Genomic DNA, 18,544 nt, shown 5'->3' on the forward strand with positions numbered 1-18,544 from the left:
CCCCGCCCACCCCGACCGACGGTTGACGATGGCAATGGGGCACGGCCGTTTTGTCGGGGCGTGGCCAATCTTCGGATATTAAATTCGCTCAGAGCGTTCCTATTCCTGCAAAAGGCTTTTGTGTTTCTTAATGCCCAAATAGGTTAATGCTCTGCGCTCTCGAAATGCTCCGCCGTCCTGTCGGTGGGGCGCTGTAGTGTCTCCGTGTACGGGTGAGCGGGGACCGACGAGAGACACGGGAGCGACGTGAGTGCACAGCCGGTGGAGCCCCTCCTGCCGGGGCAGGTTCAGCGGGTCCCACGGACGATCAGGGGCATCAGCGACTGGCTGACGGAGGAGAAGCGCGCCAAGTTCCTTGAGCAGGTCATGGCCGCCAAGGAGGAGGACGACTACAACCAGGTCATGGACAACTGGTGGGCCGAGGCCCACCTCGACCAGGACCCGTACCGCGAGGAGCGCCGCGCCGAGGCGATCAAGGAGATGGAGGCCGGTCGGAAGATCTCGATAGACGAGCTTCGCGCCCGGTGGTTCGGGAGCGACGCCGCCGAGTGACCACTCCCAAGAAGGGCTGGACCGTCTTCTGTTCGGAATCGGTGTGCGAAGTCATGGAGTCGATGCCCACGATGAGGCAGTTCTTCGTGGACTTCTTCTGCGACTTCGCCGCTAAGGCCGGGACCGCACTCGACCTGGGACATTCGCCACCGGGAACACCTCAGGGCGGCGTGGGCGCCTACAGCCTCGTCGTCGAGCATTCCGGGATCTTCATCGAGTACGAGGTCAAGACCGACATCAAGGAGTTCTTCATCGCCAGGATGCTCTGCCGCTGGTAGGCGGACGGCCAAGGGTCAGGGGGTCAGCGGGGTGTTGAAGGTCCAGCCCTTGGCCAGCAGGTCGTCGGTCGCCGCGACGGCCGCGGCCAGGCGATTCTCATGCGGGCCCCTGACGGCGATGTGCGGCAGGGCCCGCTCTTCCAGTTCCTCCTCGAACCGTCCCGACATCCACGATCTGATCGACGCGCCGTCGCGCCAGCCGTCCTGCTCGAACGGGACGCCCTCCGGATCGGTCAGGATCCACAGCTGGTGCGGGGTGCGCTCATGGACGGCCTCCACCTCCGGCGCCGGCGAGCCGAGGTAGCGCTCATGCCAGAGCGCGGTGGCGAACGCGTCGGTGTCGCAGACCAGCAGCGGTGAACCCGACCGGGCGGCGGCGTCCTCCATGGCGGCGTGATGCTCGGCGATCCGGGTGAAGTCGGCGGACTCCCATGCCAGGTCGTCCAGCCACAGCGAAGGGTCCCCCGCGGCGCGGCGCGCGGCGGCCAGCTTCTCCTCGGTGAACGTGCGCCCGTACTCCGGCACCCACCGTGTCGCCGCCCACACCCCGCCCCGTTCCGCGTAGTGCGCGGCGAGGGCCCGGGCCAGGGTCGTCGTGCCGGTCGACTCGGCGCCGACGACGACGACGCGCCGCGCCAGGTGGCCCCGGACGGCCGGTGCGAGAAATCCCCAGTTCCCCGCGGGATCGTCCCGGACGGCGGTGCTGCTCACCGGAAAGCGGTCCCGCGGCGGATCCACCGGGACGTGGACGGCGGAGAAGCGCCTCGCCAGCTCGGGCCCGTACGCCTCGGAGCTGAACACCGCGTCCACCGGCGGCACGGGCACGCCGAGACCCGACCGCGTCGCCACGCCCGCGCGGAACGCCGCGACATGCGCCGACCAGATCTCGTCCGACCCGTAGTCGATCTCCATGTCGTCCACGACCGGGACGATCTCCACGTGCGGCTGCGGGTGCGTCTCGCGCAGCCACGCCGTCCGGAGCGGCAGCGGGATGCTCTCGACGCTGGACGCGGCGACGACCACGCTCACCCGTTCGCACGCCGCCGCCGCGACGTCGATCAGATGGTGATGGCCGGTGTGCGGCGGGTAGAACTTGCCGACCACCAGCCCGTGCGCGTGCATCACGCGGCCACCGGAGCCGGGCCGGGGACGGTGCGGGAAAGGAAGTCGCGCCGCCAGGCGAGCAGCCCGAACACGCACAGCGTCAGGAAGATGACGTACAGGGCGCTCGTGAGCTTCAGGTCCTTGTAGAAGTACAGCGGGATGTAGACGAGGTCCGCGGTGATCCACAGCCACCACGACTCCAGCAGCTTCCGCGACTGCCCGTAGATCGCCATGAGCGAGATCGCGGTGGTGAGGGCGTCCCAGAACGGCACGGTCGAGTCCGTCCAGGCGGAGAGGGCCCAGGTCAGGAGTGCGGTGCCGGTCGCGCCCGCCGTGACGAGGGCCGCCCATTCCGTGCGCCGGGTGCGCCTGACGGGGAGCCGGTCGCGGCCCTCCCCGCCGTGCAGCCACACCCACCACCCGTACGCCTGGAGCGCGACGTAGACGACCTGCAGGCCCGAGTCGGCGTAGAGGCCGCCGTCCAGGAACACGAGGCCGAGCAGGATCACGTTCGCGATGCCGATCGGCCAGTTCAGGATGTTCTGGCGGACGACGAGCCACACGTTGACCGCGCCGGTCGCGAAGCCGAGCAGCTCCGCCCACGTCGTGGGGACGGAACCGAGATGGAAGGCGGGTTCGAGCAGCGGGCCCAGCGGGACGTTCACCGACATGCCCGCCATCGTCACATATCGTCAGAGCGACGACAAGAAGCCCGGCGGCACTGAGCAGGACGGCAAGGGGTCAAGGGGCGGTGAGGAGGACGAGCGGCTCCGTGGTCGGGCGCGCGGAGCCGCCCGCCGGCTCGATCGTGACGCCCACCCTGTCCGTCGGGCGCCACGTCCCCGCCACGACCGGCCGGCTCCGGTCGGCGGGGAGCAGGCCCGCCGAGCGGGCGCCGTCCGCGTCGATCAGCCACAGCTGGTACGCCCGCGAGGACGGCAGCGCCTCCAGCCCCGAAGACGCGACGACGACCCGGCCGCGGGAGGCGGACGCGACGATCGTCACCGTCCCGCCGCCCCTGGCGCCGCCGGTCGCCGAACGCGCGTCCGGCGCGGAAAGCACGGACGCCACATCGCGGGAGGCGTCCTCGGCCCGCTCCACGCGCTGCCGTTCGCGGACCGCCTCGGTGACGGACACCGCCGTCACCAGGCACGCGGCGGCCGCGAGCCCGGCGACGGCGGCACGGCGCCACCGTTTCGGCCGGATCGGCTCGACCCGCGCCGGCGTCCGCGCCTCGCCCGACGTGTCCGGCGGCTGGGGCGGCATTCCCGGCTGCTGCTGGAGCGGCTGGACCGGCAGGCCCGGTGGCTGGTTCGGTGTGGCCGGGGTTCGGCTCGGCGTGGCGGGTGGCTGGGCCGGTGCGTGCGGGGGCAGGCTCGATGTCATCGGCGGGAGCTGCCGGACGCTCCGGATGTCCGCCAGGACCCGGGCGCGCAGGCGCGCGGGCGGCGCCTCGGGGACCGCCATGCCGAGCCGCGCCGTCGTCGCCCGGAACTCGCGGAGCTCGGCCGCGCAGGGCTCGCACCCGGCGAGATGCGACTCGAACAGCCGCCGCTCCTCGGCGTCGTCGATCGCGTCCAGCGCGTACGCGCCGGCGAGGGCGTGCACGTCGTCCCTCATCGCTCCACCCCCAGGCAGTCGCGCAGGCGGACGATGCCGTCGCGCATCCGGGTCCGCACCGTGTTCAGCGGAGCCCCGATCAGCTCTGCGACCTCACGATAGGTATGCCCGCCGTAGTAGGCGAGCGTCACCGACTCGCGCTGCAGCCGCGTCAGCGTCCCCAGGCAGCGGCGCACGCGCTCGTGCTCCAGCCGCGTCTCGACCCGCTCGCCCACCGGATCGGGCGCGGCGCCCGGCCCGTGCCGCGCGGCCCGCGCCTCCCGCTCGCCCGCGGACTGCTCGCGCCGCACCCGGTCCACGGCCCGGCGGTGCGCGATGGTCATGATCCAGGCCATGGCGGAGCCGCGGCCGGGGTCGTAGCGGGTCGCGGACCGCCACACCTCGATCATCACCTCCTGCGTCACCTCCTCGGCCATCGCCGGATCCCGGACGACCCGCCGCGCCAGGCCGTGCACCGGGGCCGACACCGCGTCGTACAGCTGCTCGAACGCGCGCTCGTCGCCGCGCGCCGCCAGGCCGAGGAGCGCGTCGACGTCGTGACCGGGCACGGTGCCGTTCTCCGGCGGTCTCGTCCCTGTCGGCATGCCGCGCTCCTCTCGCTGGACCGTCCCTCCGGCAATTCGCGCGGGGGGCGGTCCTGGATGGCCGTTCACAGGACGAGACTGCGCAGCGTGAGCCCGACCCCGAGGACGACGACGGTCGCGGACGTCCCGATAGGCATCATTCCGGAGGGGAGCCGCGCCCGCTTGGCCAGAATGCGCCGCCCGGTCAGCACGCGCCGCGCGAGGACGCGTCCGGAGCCGGCGACGAGGAGCCCGACCGTCACGAGCGCGGCGGCCAGGCCGAGCCCGTACGCGAGGACGAGGACGATCCCGAACCACATCCGCCCGATGGCCGCGCCGCCGACCAGCACCACCACCGCGGACGGGCTCGGGACCATGCCGCCCGCCAGCCCCAGCAGCACCACCCCGCCGCGCCGCGACCCTCGATGATCATGCCCATGCTCGTCCGGGTGCCTCTGCGAGTGCCCGTGGCCGTGCCCATGTCCGTGGCCGTGCCCGTGGCCATGTCCATGCCCGTGGCCATGTGCGTGACCATGTGCGTGGCGGTTGCGCAGGGCGCGGCGTAGCAGCAGGGCACCGGCCGCCGTGACGAGGACGCCGCCGGCGGCGCCGAGCCAGGGGAACAGCGCGTCGGGCGCGAGGAGCGTCCCGGTCGTCACGAGCAGCCCGAGGACGAGCACGCCCGCGGTGTGCGTGACCGTGACGGTCAGGCCCAGGGTGAGGATGTCCCGGGTCCGGCTCCGGCTCTCGCCGATCGCGTGCGCCGCCATGATCGTCTTGCCGTGCCCGGGGGCGAGCGCGTGCAGCGCGCCGAGCGCCAGCGCGACGAGGAACGCCAGGACGGCGAAGCCGGGCGTGAGGTCGTGCCGCGCGACCAGGGACGTGAACCGCTGGGTGAGCCCGTCCGCGCCGCGCGGCAGCAGCCGCTCGGCCCCGCCTGTCCCGGCCCCCGCCGCGGGCCCGGAGGCCGCGAGCGGAGGCCCGCCCGATCGCGCCGTGAGGGACGCCGACCGCTGGTCCAGCGGCGAGGCGAGCATGTCCTCCGGGTAGGAGGTGAGCCGCCCGCTGCGGGACGAGCCGGGCACGTCGGACGCGGACAGCGTCATCCGGTCGCCGCGCGCCGTGATCTCCCGCCAGCCGACCCGGCCGTCCGCCGCGCCGCCGTCCCGGAACGTGATCGTCCCGGGTCCGGCGGGCGCGGTGATCCGGCATTCGGTCCGCAGCGTCGGCAGCCCCGCCTGGCCCTTCGGTGCCGTGGCGGACGACGACGCGACGGTCGCGGTCACGGCCCGTCCGTCCACCGTGATGTGGAACGATCTGGCGGCGCGCCCGCAGACCCCGTCCGCCCACGCGCCGAGCTCGGCGGCGGACGGGCGGCCGTCCCCGTCGGCGTCCACCTCCGGCAGGGCCTGCGCGGCGGGAATCTCCGCGAGGTCCTCGACGTGGTCGATCCGCAGTTCGTGCGGCGCCACGACGAGCCCGTCGTAGTGGTTCACGCTGAAGTTGCCCAGCGGGTGCGCGGCGAGCAGCCCGGCCGCGAGCGCGTAGCCGATCATGATGCGTCCTCCAGGTCGCGCCCGCCGCCCGGGCGCTTGCCGAGCGCCTTCTCGATGACGCCCAGATGGGCGCGGAACTGCGGGCGGCGGTATCCCGTCGCCACCGCCTGGCGGGCGTAGGGGAGCGCCTCCTCGTCCCGTCCGTTGACGTGCAGGGCCCAGGCCAGCGCGTCCGCCGCGTGGACGCTGCACTGCCGCACCTTGCCCGCACCCGAGCCGCGTGGGGCGGGGCAGCGCCGGTCGTACTCGGCCCGCGCCGCGCGCAGCGCCGCCTTCGGGTCGCCGTGGTCGGACTCGAACAGCGCCGTCTCCAGGTCGGCCTCGACGCCGTTGGCCTTGGCGATCCTGGCCCACGCCGCCGCGACCGCGTACTGCCGTTTCGCCTCGTCAGGGCGTCCGGCCGTCTCCAGCAGCTCCCCGTACCCGGCCAGGTACTCCGGCAGCGGCAGCCGCCGGACGATCTCCGCCCGGTCGGCGAGCGCCCCCTTCACGTCGCCCCGCGCCGCCCGGACGCGGGCCTGCCCGTCCAGTGCGGGCAGGTGACCGGGCGACACCCGCAGCGCTTCGGCGTACTCGCGTCCGGCGCGGTCGAGGTCGCCGTCGTTCCAGGCGAGTTCCCCGAGCTGGACCGCGATGTAGGCGCGGTCGCCCGGCTCGATGGCGGACCCGCGCGCCAGGTCCAGCACCCGCCGCGCCTCCCGGACCTCGCCGCGCAGCTCCCGCACGTACGCGAGCCGCGTGAAGATCGGGATGCCGGGACGCCTGGCGTCCGCGCGCCGCGCCGCCGCCAGCGCGTCGTCGTTGCGGCCGAGCTCGACCAGCGCGTCCACCCGGACGGCCGCCGCCCGCTGCCCGTACGGGTTCGCCGCCAGTGCGCGGTCGGCGTGCCGCAGCGCGCCGTGGAAGTCGTGCCGGGCCGCAGCCAGCGCGCCCAGCCCGGCCAGTGCAACGTCGTTGCCGGCAGACTCCTTCAACGAGCGCTGCAGGACGCCCTCGGCCTTCGGGTAGTACGTGGTGTCGCCGGTCACCCGGGCCTTCTCCACGTAAGCGAACCCGAGCGCCGCCCACCCGGCCGCGTCGTGCGGCTGCTCGCGGAGCCGCTTCTGCAGCGCCGCGACGCTCGCGGGCGCGGACCCCGAGGCCGGGGCCCCGGCTGCCGCGGACCCGGTCGTGGCGGACGTGTCGGAAGAGCGGACGGGGGCGACCGCTGCTCCGAACGTCAGTACCGCGACCAGCCCGGCAGCCGAGACCCCGGCGATCAGAGGACGGCGCATCAGACCTCGAGCCGTCCGGTGGCGGGGCGCCTGCGCCGCCACCACAGCAGCCCACCGGTCAGCATGAACACCGCACCGCCGGCCAGCGCCGCCGCGGGCAGCGCGCCGGCCAGCGCGGAACCGCCGTCCTCGTCGCCGATCCGCTCGGACGCGCCCGCGTTGAGGAAGCTCATCGGCTTTCCGTCCGGGCCCGTGCGGGCGGGCTTGCCGGATGCCTTGGCGGGGGTGCGGCCGCGGGCATCCGTCCCGGACCTGGGCTGCGCCACGTACGGGAACGCCTTCTCGAACGGGAGGTCGTTGGCGTTGACCGCGTCGCCCAGGTCGTTCTTGCTGCCGAGCAGCTCGCCCTCGGCGACCTGGAGGATGATGTCGGTGACGTCGTCGGTGAGCCGCCGACCGTTCGGGAAGCCCTGGTTGTCGCCGTTCAGCACGGCGAGCCGGTCGGGGTTCGGAGTCGGCTTGATCGAGGTGTTGAGCCGCAGCAGCTCGGCCGGCCGCACGTTCTTCGGCTGGTTCAGCCCCGGCACGCCGGTCAGGAACGCCTGGACGAGGTCCTTGCGCGGTGTCGCCGGCGCCGGGATCTTGTAGAGCTGCTCGATCAGCCTCGGCACCTCGGGGTTGGTGACGAACTGCGCGAACTGCGCGTCCGCCCACGGGTTGGACGCGTTGAAGGTGTCCTTCTTCCCGCGCGGGATGACGACCTCGTTCACCAGCGAGGCGCCGAGCCGGGAGACCTGCGTGTAGTCGCCCGAGGCGGTCTGGCGCTGCACGGTGGAGTACACGCCGATCACCGGGTCCTGGGTTGTGGCCAGGTCCTTCGTCGGCACCTGGACGGCCAGGGTGTTGACGTTGTAGCCGCTGACGGTGTCGTCGCCGACCTCCTTGAGGTTCCCGCCGAACAGCAGGTTGAAGATCTGCAGGTCGATGAAGAAGGAGTCGTCGGCCTGGCCGGCGAACGCGGTCCGCCCGTTGCCGAGCGGCTTGATCGCCTGCTGGCGCAGCACCGAGTAGTTCGGCATGGACGCCTTGCCCACGTTGGACGGCGCCACGGGAGCGTTGTCGGCGAGCTTGCTGGTGCCGGTCACCTTGCCGTCGGTCTGCCGGATCAGCGTCAGGTCGTAGGTCTGGGTGAAGTTGAGGTCGGGGTCGTCCAGGCTCGTCACCGGCCCGGTGTTGTAGAGGAAGGTGTTCCCGTTCTTCAGGAAGTCGTTGAACTCGAACCGGTAGATCAGGTCCGGCTGCGCGTCGCCGTTGTTGTCGACGTTGAAGTCGTAGCGGGCGTCCCGCGCGAACTTGTAGAAGTTGGGCCCGCCGGCCGGGTCCTCGAAGGGGATGAAGTTGGCGACCAGCGTTGTCGTGTCCGGCTTGTCGGGACTGACGAACGCGTACACGTCGGTGTTGTCGTACTGCGGCTGCCCCGAGATGAGCGGCGCCTCGCGGTGGCTGGACGCGGCGCCCTGCTCGGGCGCCAGCCCGAAGAGCCCGCTGGTGACCAGCAGCCCTCCGGCGGCGACCAGCGCGGCGACCCGCGCCCTGAACGGATGGGTTGTCGGCATTGTGCATTCCCCTACCGGTGCCCGGATGCCGTCGCGGCGGCGCCGTTCCGTGGCGCTGGGCTTGGAGTGCCGCGGCGCCGGGTCGACCGGTTCCTTCGCCATGCCCGCCACTACTTCGCGGCCGCCCGCCGATCTGATTGCCGCTGTCCGCATGCGGCCACCCGTGAGCGCCCCCCCGGCGCCGCTACCTGGTGCGGGGCTCCCGCGGACGCGGGCCGGCGGCGCGCGTCAACGGGATTTGGCCGCCGGACGATGGGGTTTCAGCTGGGGCGGAACCCGCCCGGTGGTGATCTCGTCGGCCAGCAGGCGGCCGACGAGAGGACCGAGAGTGATCCCGCTGTGGGTGACGGCCTCGTAGTAGCCGGGGAGCTGGGGAATGCCGCCGATGCTCGGATAGCCGCCCTGCGGGAGGACGCGGTACCCCGTCCGGAAGCCGATGCCGGTGGCCGCGGCCAGGCCGGGAAGGACCCCGGCGGCCCGGGACACGAGGTCGCCGGTGAGGTCGCGGGCGTCCCGGCCGCCGGCGAGGGCCCGGTCGACGAGGTCGGAGCGGATCACCACGCAGCCGGGACCGTCCGGCCGGACGGACACCTCGGGGGTGTGGACGATGCGGCGCAGATGGGTGCCGGGAGTCGTGGCGGTGAGAAGGAGGCCCGGGCTCCGCGTCAGGGTGAGGGATGATCCGGCGGACGCCGCGATCGCTGGGGCGCCCTGGCCCGCGGCGTTGACCACGATGTCGGCGGCGATGTTCTCGCCGCCGGCCGTGGCGAGGATCCAGTGGGAGGCGCGGGCGAGGCGGGTGACGAGGACCCCGGGGCGGATCTCGGCGCCGTGCCGCGCCGCCCGGTCGAGCAGGTGGCGGGTCAGCGCGACCGCGTCCACCCAGCCCTCCGCGGGGGCGTGCAGGACGCGGGCGGGGAGCCGGGCGGCCATGCCCACGTCGGGCGCGGGCCCCCAGGTGAGGGGATATCCCCAGGCCCGGAACCGGTCGGCGCGGCGGGCCAGCTCGGCCTCGTCCCCGGCCAGCAGGACGGACCCGCACGGGTGGTACCACGTCGGCGCCGCGGCCTCGGACGCGAGCCCGGCGTGCTCGGCCATGCCCTCCTCGTTGAGGCGGAAGTAGTCGCGCGGCTCCTTGTCGAAGGCGCTGAGCCGGGCGAACGTGACGGCGGTCGCGCCTTCGGCCGGGCCGGCGGCCTCCAGGACGCGGACGTCCAGTCCCGCGCGTGCCAGGTGGCAGCCGACGGACGCGCCCATGATCCCGCCGCCGATCACCACCGCCCTCACCGCGCGGGCTCCACCCCGCGAAGGCACAGCAAGCCCGCACCGCCCGTCTTCACGCATGTCATCGCAGGCGTCCCATCCTCTGGTGATCTTCCGGAGCCGTCCGGAACGATGGCGGAAGGTGCCGTTATTTTACTATCTGTACTACTCTGACTACCATGCGTGACATCATAATCGGGCGTTGACTTGACGCAAGGCGAGGCGGACGGCTGGTCCGGTCCTGACGATCCGTGCTCCTCGCGGCGCCCGCCGCCACCGTGCTCGCCGCGATCTGGGGGCGCGCGGGTGTTCGCGTCCTGGTCAGCGGTGGTTTCGCGATCCGAGCAACGCGAGCCCGCGAGCCGCGCACCGGCGTGGGCGGCGTGGGCGGCGTGGGCGGCGCTTCCGCAGGCGCTCAGGTCGTGTATCGCCGCGACGACATGAGTGTGCCCCGGACATGAGCGCGCCCCGGCCCGGGCGGCCCTCGATCAGGTCGCCCGGGACGCCGGCGTGGTCGGAGGCCGGGTCATGCCCTAGGCGACGATGAGCAGCGGGTTCTCCAGCAGGGTGGCGAGCCGGTCCAGGAACCTGGCGGCCGTCGCGCCGTCGGTGGCGCGGTGGTCGACCGACAGGGTCAGCGCCAGGCGCTTGCCCGGCACGACCTGGCCGTCGCGGACGACCGGCTCGTCCCGGATCGCGCCGACGGCGAGGATCGCCGCCTCCGGCGGGTTGATCACCGCGGCGAAGGAGTCGACGCCGAACATGCCGAGGTTGCTGACGCTGAACGTCCCGCCGCTCATCTCCGGCAGGGTGAGCTTCCCGTCGCGTGCCTTGCCGGCCAGCTCGCGGATCTCCTGGCCGATCTCCGAGACGCCCTTGCGGTCGGTGTCCTTGATGACGGGGACGAGCAGGCCGTCCTCGACCGCCACGGCGATGCCGACGTGGACGCGCTTGTGGAAGAGCAGGTTCTCCTCGGTGTAGGAGACGTTCACGGCCGGATGCTCGCGCAGCGCGGTCGCCGACGCCTTCACGATCAGGTCGTTCACGCTGACCTTGGCCGGGGCGAGCGCCTGGTTGAGCTGGGCGCGGAAGGACAGCAGCGGCTCCGCGTCCACCTCGCGGTTGAGGTAGAAGTGCGGCGCCTCGCGCTTGCTCTCGGTCAGCCGCCGCGCCGCCACCTTGCGGAAGCGGTTCAGCGGGACGGCCTCGACGTCCGGGTCCTCGGCGGCCTGCGCCTTGACGGGCGAGGCCGCGGGCGCGGTGGGCGCCGGAGCGGGTGCGGCGGCCGGGGCCGGAGCGCCGGACCGGATCGCGGACTCGATGTCCGCGCGGACGATGCGTCCGCCCGGGCCGGAGCCGTTCAGCGTCGCGATGTCGATGCCGTGGTCGCGGGCCAGCCGCCGTGCCAGCGGCGACGACGGCGGCCGGGTTCCGTTGCCCGAACGCGGAGCAACCGCGACCGGAGCGGGAGCCGAGGCCGCCGGTGCCTGCGCGACGGGCTCAGGTACCGGGGCGGACGCCGGTTCCGGGGCGGCGGGGGCGGGGCTCGCGCCGCCGGCCGTGGCGAGCACGGCGATCGGGGCGCCGATCGCGGCGGTCTCGCCCTCGGCGACCAGGATCTTCTCCAGGACGCCCGCCTCGTACGCCTCGTACTCCATGACCGCCTTGTCGGTCTCGATGTCGACGATGACATCGCCGACCGCGACCTCGTCTCCCGGCTGCTTCTGCCAGGAGCTGATGACGCCCTCCTCCATCGTGTCGGAGAGGCGGGGCATGAGGATGTCGGTCATCGCGCGGGCTCCAGGATGGTACGGCCGGTCGCGCGGAGCGTGTCGCGGACGGCGGTGAGCAGCGAGTCGGCGGACGGCAGCGCCGCCGTCTCCAGGGACTTGGCGTAGGGGAGGGGCACCTCGGCCATCGCGACGCGGCGGACGGGGGCGTCCAGCCAGTCGAACGCGCCCTCCTGGATCGTCGCGGCGATCTCGGCGCCGATGCCGTAGGTGAGCCAGTCGTCCTCGGCGACCACGGCGCACCCCGTCTTGCGGACGGAGTCCACGATCGTCCGCCGGTCGAGGGGGCGCAGGCTGCGCAGGTCGACGACCTCGGCGGAGATCCCGTCGGCGGCGAGCGTCTCGGCGACCTCGGCGGCGACCCGCGCCATCCGCGAGTACCCGATGATCGTGATGTCGGTGCCGGGACGGGTGACGCCCGCGCGCCCGATCTCGGCGGGCTCGATGTCCCCGACCTCGGCGGGCAGCTCGCCCTTGGTGTTGTAGAGGGCGAGGTTCTCCAGGAACAGCACCGGGTCGTCGTCGCGGATCGCGGCCTTCAGCATCGCGGACGCCTCGGCGGGCGTGCTCGGCGCGACGACCTTCAGGCCCGGGATGAACGAGTAGAACAGCTCGACGTTCTGCGAGTGCGTCGCACCGAGCTGCTGGCCGCCGCCGCCCGGGGTGCGGATCACCATCGGGACGCTGGCCTGCCCGCCGAACATGCCGTAGATCTTCGCGGCGTGGTTGACGATCTGGTCGAGCGCCAGCAACGAGAAGTTGATCGTCATGATCTCCACGACGGGGCGGAGGCCGAGCATCGCGGCGCCGATCGCGGCGCCGACGAAGCCCTCCTCGGCGATCGGGGTGTCGCGGACGCGGCGCGGCCCGAACTCCTTCAGCAGCCCCTCGGTGATCTTGTAGGAGCCCTCGAAGAGCCCGATCTCCTCGCCTATCAGGAAGACGTTCTCGTCCCGGAGCATCTCGGCGCGGAGCGTGTCCCGGAGGGCCTGGCGGTAGGTCACGGTTGCCATGGGGTGCCTCTCAGGAGCTGAATACCGGGTCGGCGGGCAGGCGGCGCAGCTCGCCCGGGACGGGGGTGGCGTAGGTGTAGTCGAACAGGGTCGACACCTCGGGGGCGGGGCTCTCGTCGGCGAACGCGGCGGCGGCGTCGACCTCGGCCGTGACCTCGGCGTCGAGCGTGTCGCGGTCGTCGTGGCCGAGGATCCCGGCCTCCTCCAGGTTCAGCGCCATCCGGGCCAGCGGGTCGGCGGCCTTCAGGGCCTCCTTCTCCCCCTTGGACCGGTAGCGGGCCGGGTCGACGACCGAGTGGCCCTTCAGCCGGGGGCTCGTGGTCTCCAGCAGGTACGGCCTGCTCTCCGACCGGGCCCGCTCGACGGCGAGGCGCGCGGCGTCCCGGACGGCGATGACGTCGGTGCCGTCCACCCGGGCGCTCTCCATCCGGTACGCGGCGCCGCGCCGGTACAGCTCGGGCTCGGCGGCGGAGTTCTCCACGGTCGTGCCCATCCCGAGACCGTTGTTGATCACGACGAAGACGACGGGGAGGTCCCAGAGGCCGGCGATGTTCAGCGACTCGTGGAACGCGCCGATCGCGGCCGTCCCGTCGCCCATGTGGCACATGACGACCTCGTCGCCGCCCTTGTAGGAGACGGCGAGCGCCGCGCCGGTGGCGAGCGGGACCTGGCCCCCGACGATGCCGTACCCGCCGAGCAGCCGGGCGCCGGCGTCGAACAGGTGCATCGACCCGCCCCAGCCCTTCGACACGCCCGTCGACCGCCCGTACAGCTCGGCCATGACCCGCTCCGCGCCGATCCCCTTGGCAAGGGCGTACCCGTGCTCGCGGTAGTTGGTGAACAGGTAGTCGGACGGGCGCAGCGCGGCCATCAGGCCGACGACCGTGGCCTCCTCGCCCAGGTTCAGATGGCAGTACCCGCCGATCTTGGCCTCGGTGTAGGCGCGGGCGGCCCGCTCCTCGAACCGCCTGATCAGCAGCATCTGCCGGTAGTAGCCGACGAGCGTCTCCGCGTCGGGCGGCGTCGGCGGCGGCGCGGCGGCGTTCACCCGGGGCGTCTTGGTGCCGCGTGTTCTCCGGGTGCGGGCCGGAGCGGCCTTCGTTGTCTCAGCCATCGGCGATCTTCCTCTGTCCGGGGCAACGCCGTAGGATCGCCACGACGCTCACCGATCATCATTGATCTATGATCGATCATATTGGCTTCGTCAAGAGTCACTTACCGACGCTCCGTCTAACATGGGATGCCGTGAACGCGCCGATCCCCGCACCGCTGCTCCGTACCGGACTCGCCGACCAGATCCGCGAGTTCATCGTGGACGGCATCAGCTCCGGACGCTGGCAGCCCGGCGAGCGCGTCGTCGAGCGCCGCATCGCCGCCGAGCTCGGCGTCAGCCAGGGTCCCGTCCGCGAGGCGCTCCGCCAGCTGGAGGCGCAGCGGCTGATCGAGTCGCTGCCGAACCGCGGCGCCCGCGTCCGCGACTTCACCGAGCGGGACCTCGCCGAGATCTTCCCCGTCCGCGCCGGCCTGGAGCGGACGGCCGTGGAGCTGGCCCTGCCGGCCCTGTCCGGCTGCCTGGACGCGCTGGAGGAGCACAACCGCCTGCTCGGCGAGGCGGCGCGGGACGGCGACCTGCCCGAGCAGATGCGCCTGAGCATCGCCTTCCACCGCGCGATCGTGGAGTCGGCCGGGAACCGGCTGCTGGTGTCGGTCTGGGAGGGGCTCGGCATCGAGCTGTGGACGACGCTGTCCCTCCGCCTGCACCACACGGAGATCTACTCCAAGTCGGCCGAGCACGCGGAGCTGATCGAGGCGTTCCGCCGCCGCGACCCGCGGGCGCCGCAGCTGCTCCACGACCACGTCATGAACTACGCGCCGTAGCCCTCCCGGGAGCCCTCCCGGCGGGTCCCGGGTTCACTCCTTCTCGTGGTACGCCTTCATGAGTTGCGCCTCCGCGTCGTCCAGATAGGACCGGAGCTCCCCCTCGGCCCGCGCGAAGTCACCCTGCGCCATCAGGTCGTAGAGACGGCGGTTGCGGGCGAGGTACGGCTCATGGAACTCGCGCGGCGAGCCCATCTCGTGGAAGACCAGGCGCATCTCGACGAGCACATGCCCGATCATCTCGTCCACCCGGGGGCTGCCCATCAGGGCGGCGAGGGCCTTGTGGAACTTGATGTCGGCGGTGCCGACGTCCGCCCAGTTCCCGGACGCCGCGGCGTGCTCGCCCTCCAGCACGGCGGCCTCGACCCGGCCGAGCGCGGCGTCGGTGGCGCCGGGCGCGCTGCGGACGCCCTCGCACTCCAGGATGCGCCGGACCCGGTAGAGGTCGGCCAGCGCGTCGGCGGGCACGCGGCTCACGAAGATGCCGCGGTTGAACTCGTGCACGAGCAGCCGTTCCTTGACGAGCATCTGGAACGCCTCGCGCATCGTGTTGCGCGACACCCCCATGACGGCGGCGAGCTTGTCGTCGGACAGCCGCGTCCCGGGGACGAGCCGCCCGTCGGCGATCTTCTCGCGGAACAGGTCCGCGACGCGGGTCGCGGTGCTCGACCGGTCCATGCCGTGCCGCGCCGCCGCGATCTCGTCGAGCCACGGCTCTCCCACGGTCATCGGCCGTCCTTTCCTCCGGGGCGTGGCGGATCGCACCGCCGCGGGACGCGTTCTCACCTGAAACGCCAGCGTATCCCAGCGCGCCGGAAATATCTCAACAAGGGGATTGCTGGATTGTTGAACAATCTCTACGCTGACGGAAAGGCGCATCCCTGGAAGGGCCAGCCCCATGACGGATCGGACCCTGGACAAACCCCCGGCACCATCCGCACCCTCCCGCCGCGGCGCGCTCCTCGGCGCCATGTTCCTGATGGCCACCAGTGCCATCGGCCCCGGCTTCATCACCCAGACCACCGTGTTCACCGCCAGGCTCGGCGCCGCGTTCGCGTTCGCGATCCTCGTGTCCGTGCTGGTGGACATCGCGATCCAGCTCAACGTGTGGCGCATCGTCGGCGTGTCCGGCATGCGCGCCCAGGAGCTCGGCAACCGCGTCCTGCCCGGCGCCGGCTACGCGCTCGCCGCGCTGGACGTCTTCGGCGGCCTCGTCTTCAACATCGGCAACGTCGCCGGCACCGCCCTCGGCCTGAACGCGCTGCTCGGCCTGGACGTCAAGATCGGCGGCGCGCTCTCCGCGCTGGTCGCCATCGGCATCTTCCTGAGCCGCCGCGCCGGCGTCGCGATGGACCGCATCGTGGTCCTCCTCGGCGCCGTGATGATCCTGCTGACGCTGTACGTGGCGTTCGTGTCCGAGCCGCCGCTCGGCGACGCGCTCAAGCAGAGCGTCGCGCCCGAGACCGTGGAGTTCCTCGTCATCACCACCCTGATCGGCGGGACGGTCGGCGGCTACATCACCTACGCGGGCGCGCACCGCATGATCGAGTCCGGGCTGACCGGGGCGGAGCACGTCCGGGAGATCAACCGCAGCGCCGTCACCGGCATCCTCGTCACCGGCCTGATGCGGGTGCTGCTGTTCCTCGCCGTCCTCGGCGTCGTCGCGGGCGGCGTGACGCTCGCCAAGGACAACCCGCCGTCCTCGGCGTTCGAGCACGCGGCGGGCGAGGCCGGGGTGCGGCTGTTCGGCCTGATCATGTGGTCGGCCGCGATCACCAGCGTCATCGGCGCGTCCTACACCTCGGTGTCGTTCCTGGTCTCGTTCTCGTCCTTCGTCGAACGGCACCGCAACCGCCTGGTCGTGGCGTTCATCCTCGTGTCCGCCGTCATCTACCTCATCATCGGCACGACGCCGGCCAAGCTGCTCGTCCTCGCGGGCGCGCTGAACGGGATGATCCTGCCGTTCGGGCTCGGCGTGCTCCTCTGGGCGGCGGCCCTCCGCCGCGATCTGCTCGGCGGGTACCGGTATCCGGTCTGGATGCTCGTCCTCGGCGGCACCGCCTGGGTGATCTCCCTGTATCTGAGCTGGGATCTGATCACCCAGCTCGACCAATTGTGGAGGTGAGGACGAAATTCCAGATTTCTCTCAGCGAGCGGGAACCATGGGACCGGGGCCGCACGTTCAACCAGACAAGGCCGCTGGCGACAGTCAGGATTGGGGCCGTCCGGGTCATGCGGCGCTCGGCGTGGGGGTGTCGGGCGTCGCAGACCCGGACTCATTCACCCCTCTGACCGCGCGGCCGTCATCGAATCCCCCTTTCCGATCTTCCGCATCGGTCTCGCCTCTCCCCGGGTTCCGCTCCCTGCCCGACCGTTCGACGGTTCTGAAGGAGCGACCATGACCGCACCCCTCGACCCGCACGCGCTGTCGCCGCAACAGGCCAGGGCGCTGTTCCGCGCCGGCCTCCGCGTCCCGACCGCCGGCTGGTGCGCGGGCTGGACGCAGGCGAACCTGATCTCCGTGCCCCGCGAGCAGGCGTACGACCTGCTGCTTTTCGCGCAGCGCAACCCCAAGCCGTGCCCCGTCCTGGACGTCACCGAACCCGGCGCGACGTCCGCGTCCCTGTTCGCCGGCGACCTGCGCACCGACCTGCCCGGCTACGTCGTCTACGAGCACGGCGAACCGGTCGCCCGCGTGCCCGATGTGACCGGGTACTGGCGGGACGACCTGGTCACGTTCCTCATCGGCTGCAGCTTCACGTTCGAGGACGCGCTCCGCGAGGCCGGCGTCCCCGTCCGGCACATCGAGCAGAACCGGAACGTCCCTATGTACCGGACGAACCGGATGTGCCGCCGCGCCGGCGAGTTCGGCGGGCCGCTCGTCGTCTCGATGCGTCCCGTGCCCGCCGCGCAGGTCGCCGACGCCGTCCGGGTCACGGCCCGCTACCCGTCCGTGCACGGCGCGCCCGTCCACGTCGGCGACCCCGTCGAGCTCGGCATCGACGACCTCGGCCGCCCCGACTTCGGCGACCCCGTCGAGATCAGGGTGGACGAGATCCCCGTGTTCTGGGCGTGCGGCGTCACCCCGCAGGCGGCCGTGATGGCGTCCCGCCCGAAGCTCGCCATCGGGCACGCGCCGGGGCACATGGCGATCACCGACGCCCGCGACACCCGGTACCTGGTGCCCTGAGCACGGCATTAGGCTTCCCCCATGCCCGAGATCGTCGCCCCGGGCGACCGCCTCGGGGACCGCTACCGTCTGGAAAGGCCCCTCGGCGCCGGCGGGATGGCGACCGTCTGGCGGGCGGTCGACCTCGTCCTCGACCGTCCCGTCGCGGTGAAGGTGCCCAAGGAGGGCTGGCCCGAGGAGTTCACGCGGCGGCTCCGCCAGGAGGCGAAGGCCGCCGCGGGCCTCACCCACCCGAGCATCACCGGCGTCTACGACTACGGCGAGCACATGACGGCGTCCGGGGGGCCCGGGGGGTCGTCCCCCCAGAGGCAACACGTCCCGTACGTGGTCATGGAGCTGCTGGACGGCGAGAGCCTGGCGGCGCGCCTGTCCCGGGGATCGTTGCCCTGGCAGGAGGCCGCCGCGATCTGCGCGCGCGTCGCCGACGCCTTGGCCGCCGCCCACGCCGCCGGGATCGTCCACCGTGACATCAAGCCGGCGAACATCTTCCTCACGCCGGTCGGCGTGAAGGTCCTGGATTTCGGCATCGCCTTCACCGGTCCGTCCGCGTTCGGCGGCCCCGTGCTGGGTACCCCCGCCTACGTCGCGCCCGAGCTGCTGTCGGGCTCGGCGCCGACTCCGGCCGCCGACATCTTCTCGCTGGGCGTCGTCCTGCAGGAGTCGGTGACCGGGCTGCCCGTGTCGACCCCGGCCCTCCCGAAGGACGTCCCGGACGAGGTCGACGCCCTCTGCCGCCGCTGCCTCGGCGAGGACCCCGGTTCCCGCCCGGCGGCCGCCGAGACCGCCCGCGTCCTGGCGGGCGCGGCCGGCGTCCAGCTCGCCCAGTTCGCGCCGCCGCCCGCGCAGGCCGACGACGCGCCGCCCGAGCCGCCGCCGGAAGCGACCTCGATCCTGGACGACCCGGCCC

General features: G+C 72.7%; 18 protein-coding genes. 6 read left to right on the forward strand and 12 right to left on the reverse strand.

Annotation, left to right across the window (positions count from 1 at the left end):
* Positions 1 to 246 precede the first annotated feature (246 nt).
* Entirely contained in the window at positions 247 to 552 is a 306-nt protein-coding gene (locus ETD83_RS28385) for a hypothetical protein (protein ID WP_138648277.1), read from the forward strand.
* Between the two features lie 62 nt (positions 553 to 614).
* On the forward strand, positions 615 to 830 hold the full coding sequence (locus ETD83_RS28390) for a hypothetical protein (protein ID WP_138648278.1): 216 nt from the start codon (positions 615 to 617) through the stop codon (positions 828 to 830).
* Positions 831 to 845: 15 nt separating this feature from the next.
* On the opposite strand, the gene ETD83_RS28395 is transcribed toward ETD83_RS28390, so the two are convergent.
* The 11 genes from ETD83_RS28395 to pdhA all read right to left on the reverse strand — a co-directional run bounded on the left by ETD83_RS28395 (position 846) and on the right by pdhA (position 13,683).
* Positions 846 to 1,952: an AAA family ATPase gene (locus tag ETD83_RS28395; RefSeq protein WP_138648293.1), complete on the reverse strand. Its 1,107-nt coding sequence runs from the start codon at positions 1,950 to 1,952 to the stop codon at positions 846 to 848.
* Complete coding sequence (gene pnuC, locus ETD83_RS28400) at positions 1,952 to 2,605, reverse strand: nicotinamide riboside transporter PnuC (protein WP_138648279.1); 654 nt, start codon at positions 2,603 to 2,605, stop codon at positions 1,952 to 1,954. Before pnuC ends, ETD83_RS28395 begins: the two co-directional genes overlap by 1 nt.
* 70 nt (positions 2,606 to 2,675) lie before the next feature.
* Complete coding sequence (locus ETD83_RS28405) at positions 2,676 to 3,554, reverse strand: anti-sigma factor (RefSeq protein WP_138648280.1); 879 nt, start codon at positions 3,552 to 3,554, stop codon at positions 2,676 to 2,678.
* Positions 3,551 to 4,138 carry an ECF RNA polymerase sigma factor SigK gene (sigK, locus tag ETD83_RS28410; protein ID WP_138648281.1) on the reverse strand — a complete coding sequence of 196 codons (588 nt, stop codon included), beginning with the start codon at positions 4,136 to 4,138 and terminating at the stop codon, positions 3,551 to 3,553. Before sigK ends, ETD83_RS28405 begins: the two co-directional genes overlap by 4 nt.
* Positions 4,139 to 4,203: 65 nt before the next feature.
* Positions 4,204 to 5,673 (reverse strand): sulfite exporter TauE/SafE family protein, encoded by a 1,470-nt coding sequence (locus tag ETD83_RS28415; RefSeq protein ID WP_138648282.1) that lies wholly within the window; start codon positions 5,671 to 5,673, stop codon positions 4,204 to 4,206.
* Positions 5,670 to 6,947, reverse strand: a complete 1,278-nt coding sequence (locus ETD83_RS28420) for a tetratricopeptide repeat protein (RefSeq protein WP_138648283.1) — start codon at positions 6,945 to 6,947, stop codon at positions 5,670 to 5,672. The genes ETD83_RS28415 and ETD83_RS28420 overlap by 4 nt, the downstream gene beginning before the upstream one ends.
* A complete protein-coding gene (locus ETD83_RS28425) occupies positions 6,947 to 8,503 on the reverse strand; it encodes a DUF4331 domain-containing protein (protein ID WP_138648284.1) in 1,557 nt (518 codons plus the stop codon). The genes ETD83_RS28420 and ETD83_RS28425 overlap by 1 nt, the downstream gene beginning before the upstream one ends.
* Before the next feature lie 228 nt (positions 8,504 to 8,731).
* Complete coding sequence (locus ETD83_RS28430; protein ID WP_171064478.1) at positions 8,732 to 9,790, reverse strand: NAD(P)/FAD-dependent oxidoreductase; 1,059 nt, start codon at positions 9,788 to 9,790, stop codon at positions 8,732 to 8,734.
* Positions 9,791 to 10,299: 509 nt separating this feature from the next.
* Positions 10,300 to 11,556, reverse strand: a complete 1,257-nt coding sequence (locus tag ETD83_RS28435; RefSeq protein ID WP_138648286.1) for a dihydrolipoamide acetyltransferase family protein — start codon at positions 11,554 to 11,556, stop codon at positions 10,300 to 10,302.
* Complete coding sequence (locus ETD83_RS28440) at positions 11,553 to 12,569, reverse strand: alpha-ketoacid dehydrogenase subunit beta (RefSeq protein WP_138648287.1); 1,017 nt, start codon at positions 12,567 to 12,569, stop codon at positions 11,553 to 11,555. Before ETD83_RS28440 ends, ETD83_RS28435 begins: the two co-directional genes overlap by 4 nt.
* 10 nt (positions 12,570 to 12,579) lie before the next feature.
* On the reverse strand, positions 12,580 to 13,683 hold the full coding sequence (gene pdhA, locus ETD83_RS28445) for a pyruvate dehydrogenase (acetyl-transferring) E1 component subunit alpha (RefSeq protein WP_138648288.1): 1,104 nt from the start codon (positions 13,681 to 13,683) through the stop codon (positions 12,580 to 12,582).
* A 131-nt stretch (positions 13,684 to 13,814) separates the two neighbouring features.
* Between pdhA and ETD83_RS28450 the strand changes: the two genes are divergently transcribed.
* Positions 13,815 to 14,447, forward strand: coding sequence for a GntR family transcriptional regulator (locus tag ETD83_RS28450; protein WP_230421253.1), 633 nt, complete (start codon positions 13,815 to 13,817; stop codon positions 14,445 to 14,447).
* Positions 14,448 to 14,480: 33 nt separating this feature from the next.
* On the opposite strand, the gene ETD83_RS28455 is transcribed toward ETD83_RS28450, so the two are convergent.
* Complete coding sequence (locus tag ETD83_RS28455; protein ID WP_138648290.1) at positions 14,481 to 15,176, reverse strand: GntR family transcriptional regulator; 696 nt, start codon at positions 15,174 to 15,176, stop codon at positions 14,481 to 14,483.
* Between the two features lie 169 nt (positions 15,177 to 15,345).
* Between ETD83_RS28455 and ETD83_RS28460 the strand changes: the two genes are divergently transcribed.
* The 3 genes from ETD83_RS28460 to ETD83_RS28470 form a co-directional block, all read left to right on the forward strand.
* Complete coding sequence (locus ETD83_RS28460; protein WP_138648291.1) at positions 15,346 to 16,572, forward strand: NRAMP family divalent metal transporter; 1,227 nt, start codon at positions 15,346 to 15,348, stop codon at positions 16,570 to 16,572.
* 273 nt (positions 16,573 to 16,845) lie between these two features.
* Positions 16,846 to 17,637, forward strand: a complete 792-nt coding sequence (locus ETD83_RS28465) for a putative hydro-lyase (RefSeq protein WP_205717936.1) — start codon at positions 16,846 to 16,848, stop codon at positions 17,635 to 17,637.
* Positions 17,638 to 17,658: 21 nt separating this feature from the next.
* A partial coding sequence (locus ETD83_RS28470) for a serine/threonine-protein kinase (protein ID WP_138648292.1) occupies positions 17,659 to 18,544 on the forward strand: 886 nt, incomplete at its 3' end.

This window comes from Actinomadura soli (assembly GCF_005889715.1).
GTDB lineage: Bacteria > Actinomycetota > Actinomycetes > Streptosporangiales > Streptosporangiaceae > Spirillospora > Spirillospora soli.

Excerpts from the sequence above, each read along its gene's own strand:
- ETD83_RS28390 (WP_138648278.1), top strand. The coding sequence starts at position 615 with ATGCCCACGATGAGGCAGTTCTTCGTGGACTTCTTCTGCGACTTCGCC.
- ETD83_RS28395 (WP_138648293.1), bottom strand. The coding sequence starts at position 1,952 with ATGCACGCGCACGGGCTGGTGGTCGGCAAGTTCTACCCGCCGCACACC.
- pnuC (WP_138648279.1), bottom strand. The coding sequence starts at position 2,605 with ATGTCGGTGAACGTCCCGCTGGGCCCGCTGCTCGAACCCGCCTTCCAT.
- ETD83_RS28405 (WP_138648280.1), bottom strand. The coding sequence starts at position 3,554 with ATGAGGGACGACGTGCACGCCCTCGCCGGCGCGTACGCGCTGGACGCG.
- sigK (WP_138648281.1), bottom strand. The coding sequence starts at position 4,138 with ATGCCGACAGGGACGAGACCGCCGGAGAACGGCACCGTGCCCGGTCAC.
- ETD83_RS28415 (WP_138648282.1), bottom strand. The coding sequence starts at position 5,673 with ATGATCGGCTACGCGCTCGCGGCCGGGCTGCTCGCCGCGCACCCGCTG.
- ETD83_RS28420 (WP_138648283.1), bottom strand. The coding sequence starts at position 6,947 with ATGCGCCGTCCTCTGATCGCCGGGGTCTCGGCTGCCGGGCTGGTCGCG.
- ETD83_RS28425 (WP_138648284.1), bottom strand. The coding sequence starts at position 8,503 with ATGCCGACAACCCATCCGTTCAGGGCGCGGGTCGCCGCGCTGGTCGCC.
- ETD83_RS28435 (WP_138648286.1), bottom strand. The coding sequence starts at position 11,556 with ATGACCGACATCCTCATGCCCCGCCTCTCCGACACGATGGAGGAGGGC.
- ETD83_RS28440 (WP_138648287.1), bottom strand. The coding sequence starts at position 12,569 with ATGGCAACCGTGACCTACCGCCAGGCCCTCCGGGACACGCTCCGCGCC.
- pdhA (WP_138648288.1), bottom strand. The coding sequence starts at position 13,683 with ATGGCTGAGACAACGAAGGCCGCTCCGGCCCGCACCCGGAGAACACGC.
- ETD83_RS28455 (WP_138648290.1), bottom strand. The coding sequence starts at position 15,176 with ATGACCGTGGGAGAGCCGTGGCTCGACGAGATCGCGGCGGCGCGGCAC.
- ETD83_RS28460 (WP_138648291.1), top strand. The coding sequence starts at position 15,346 with ATGACGGATCGGACCCTGGACAAACCCCCGGCACCATCCGCACCCTCC.
- ETD83_RS28465 (WP_205717936.1), top strand. The coding sequence starts at position 16,846 with ATGACCGCACCCCTCGACCCGCACGCGCTGTCGCCGCAACAGGCCAGG.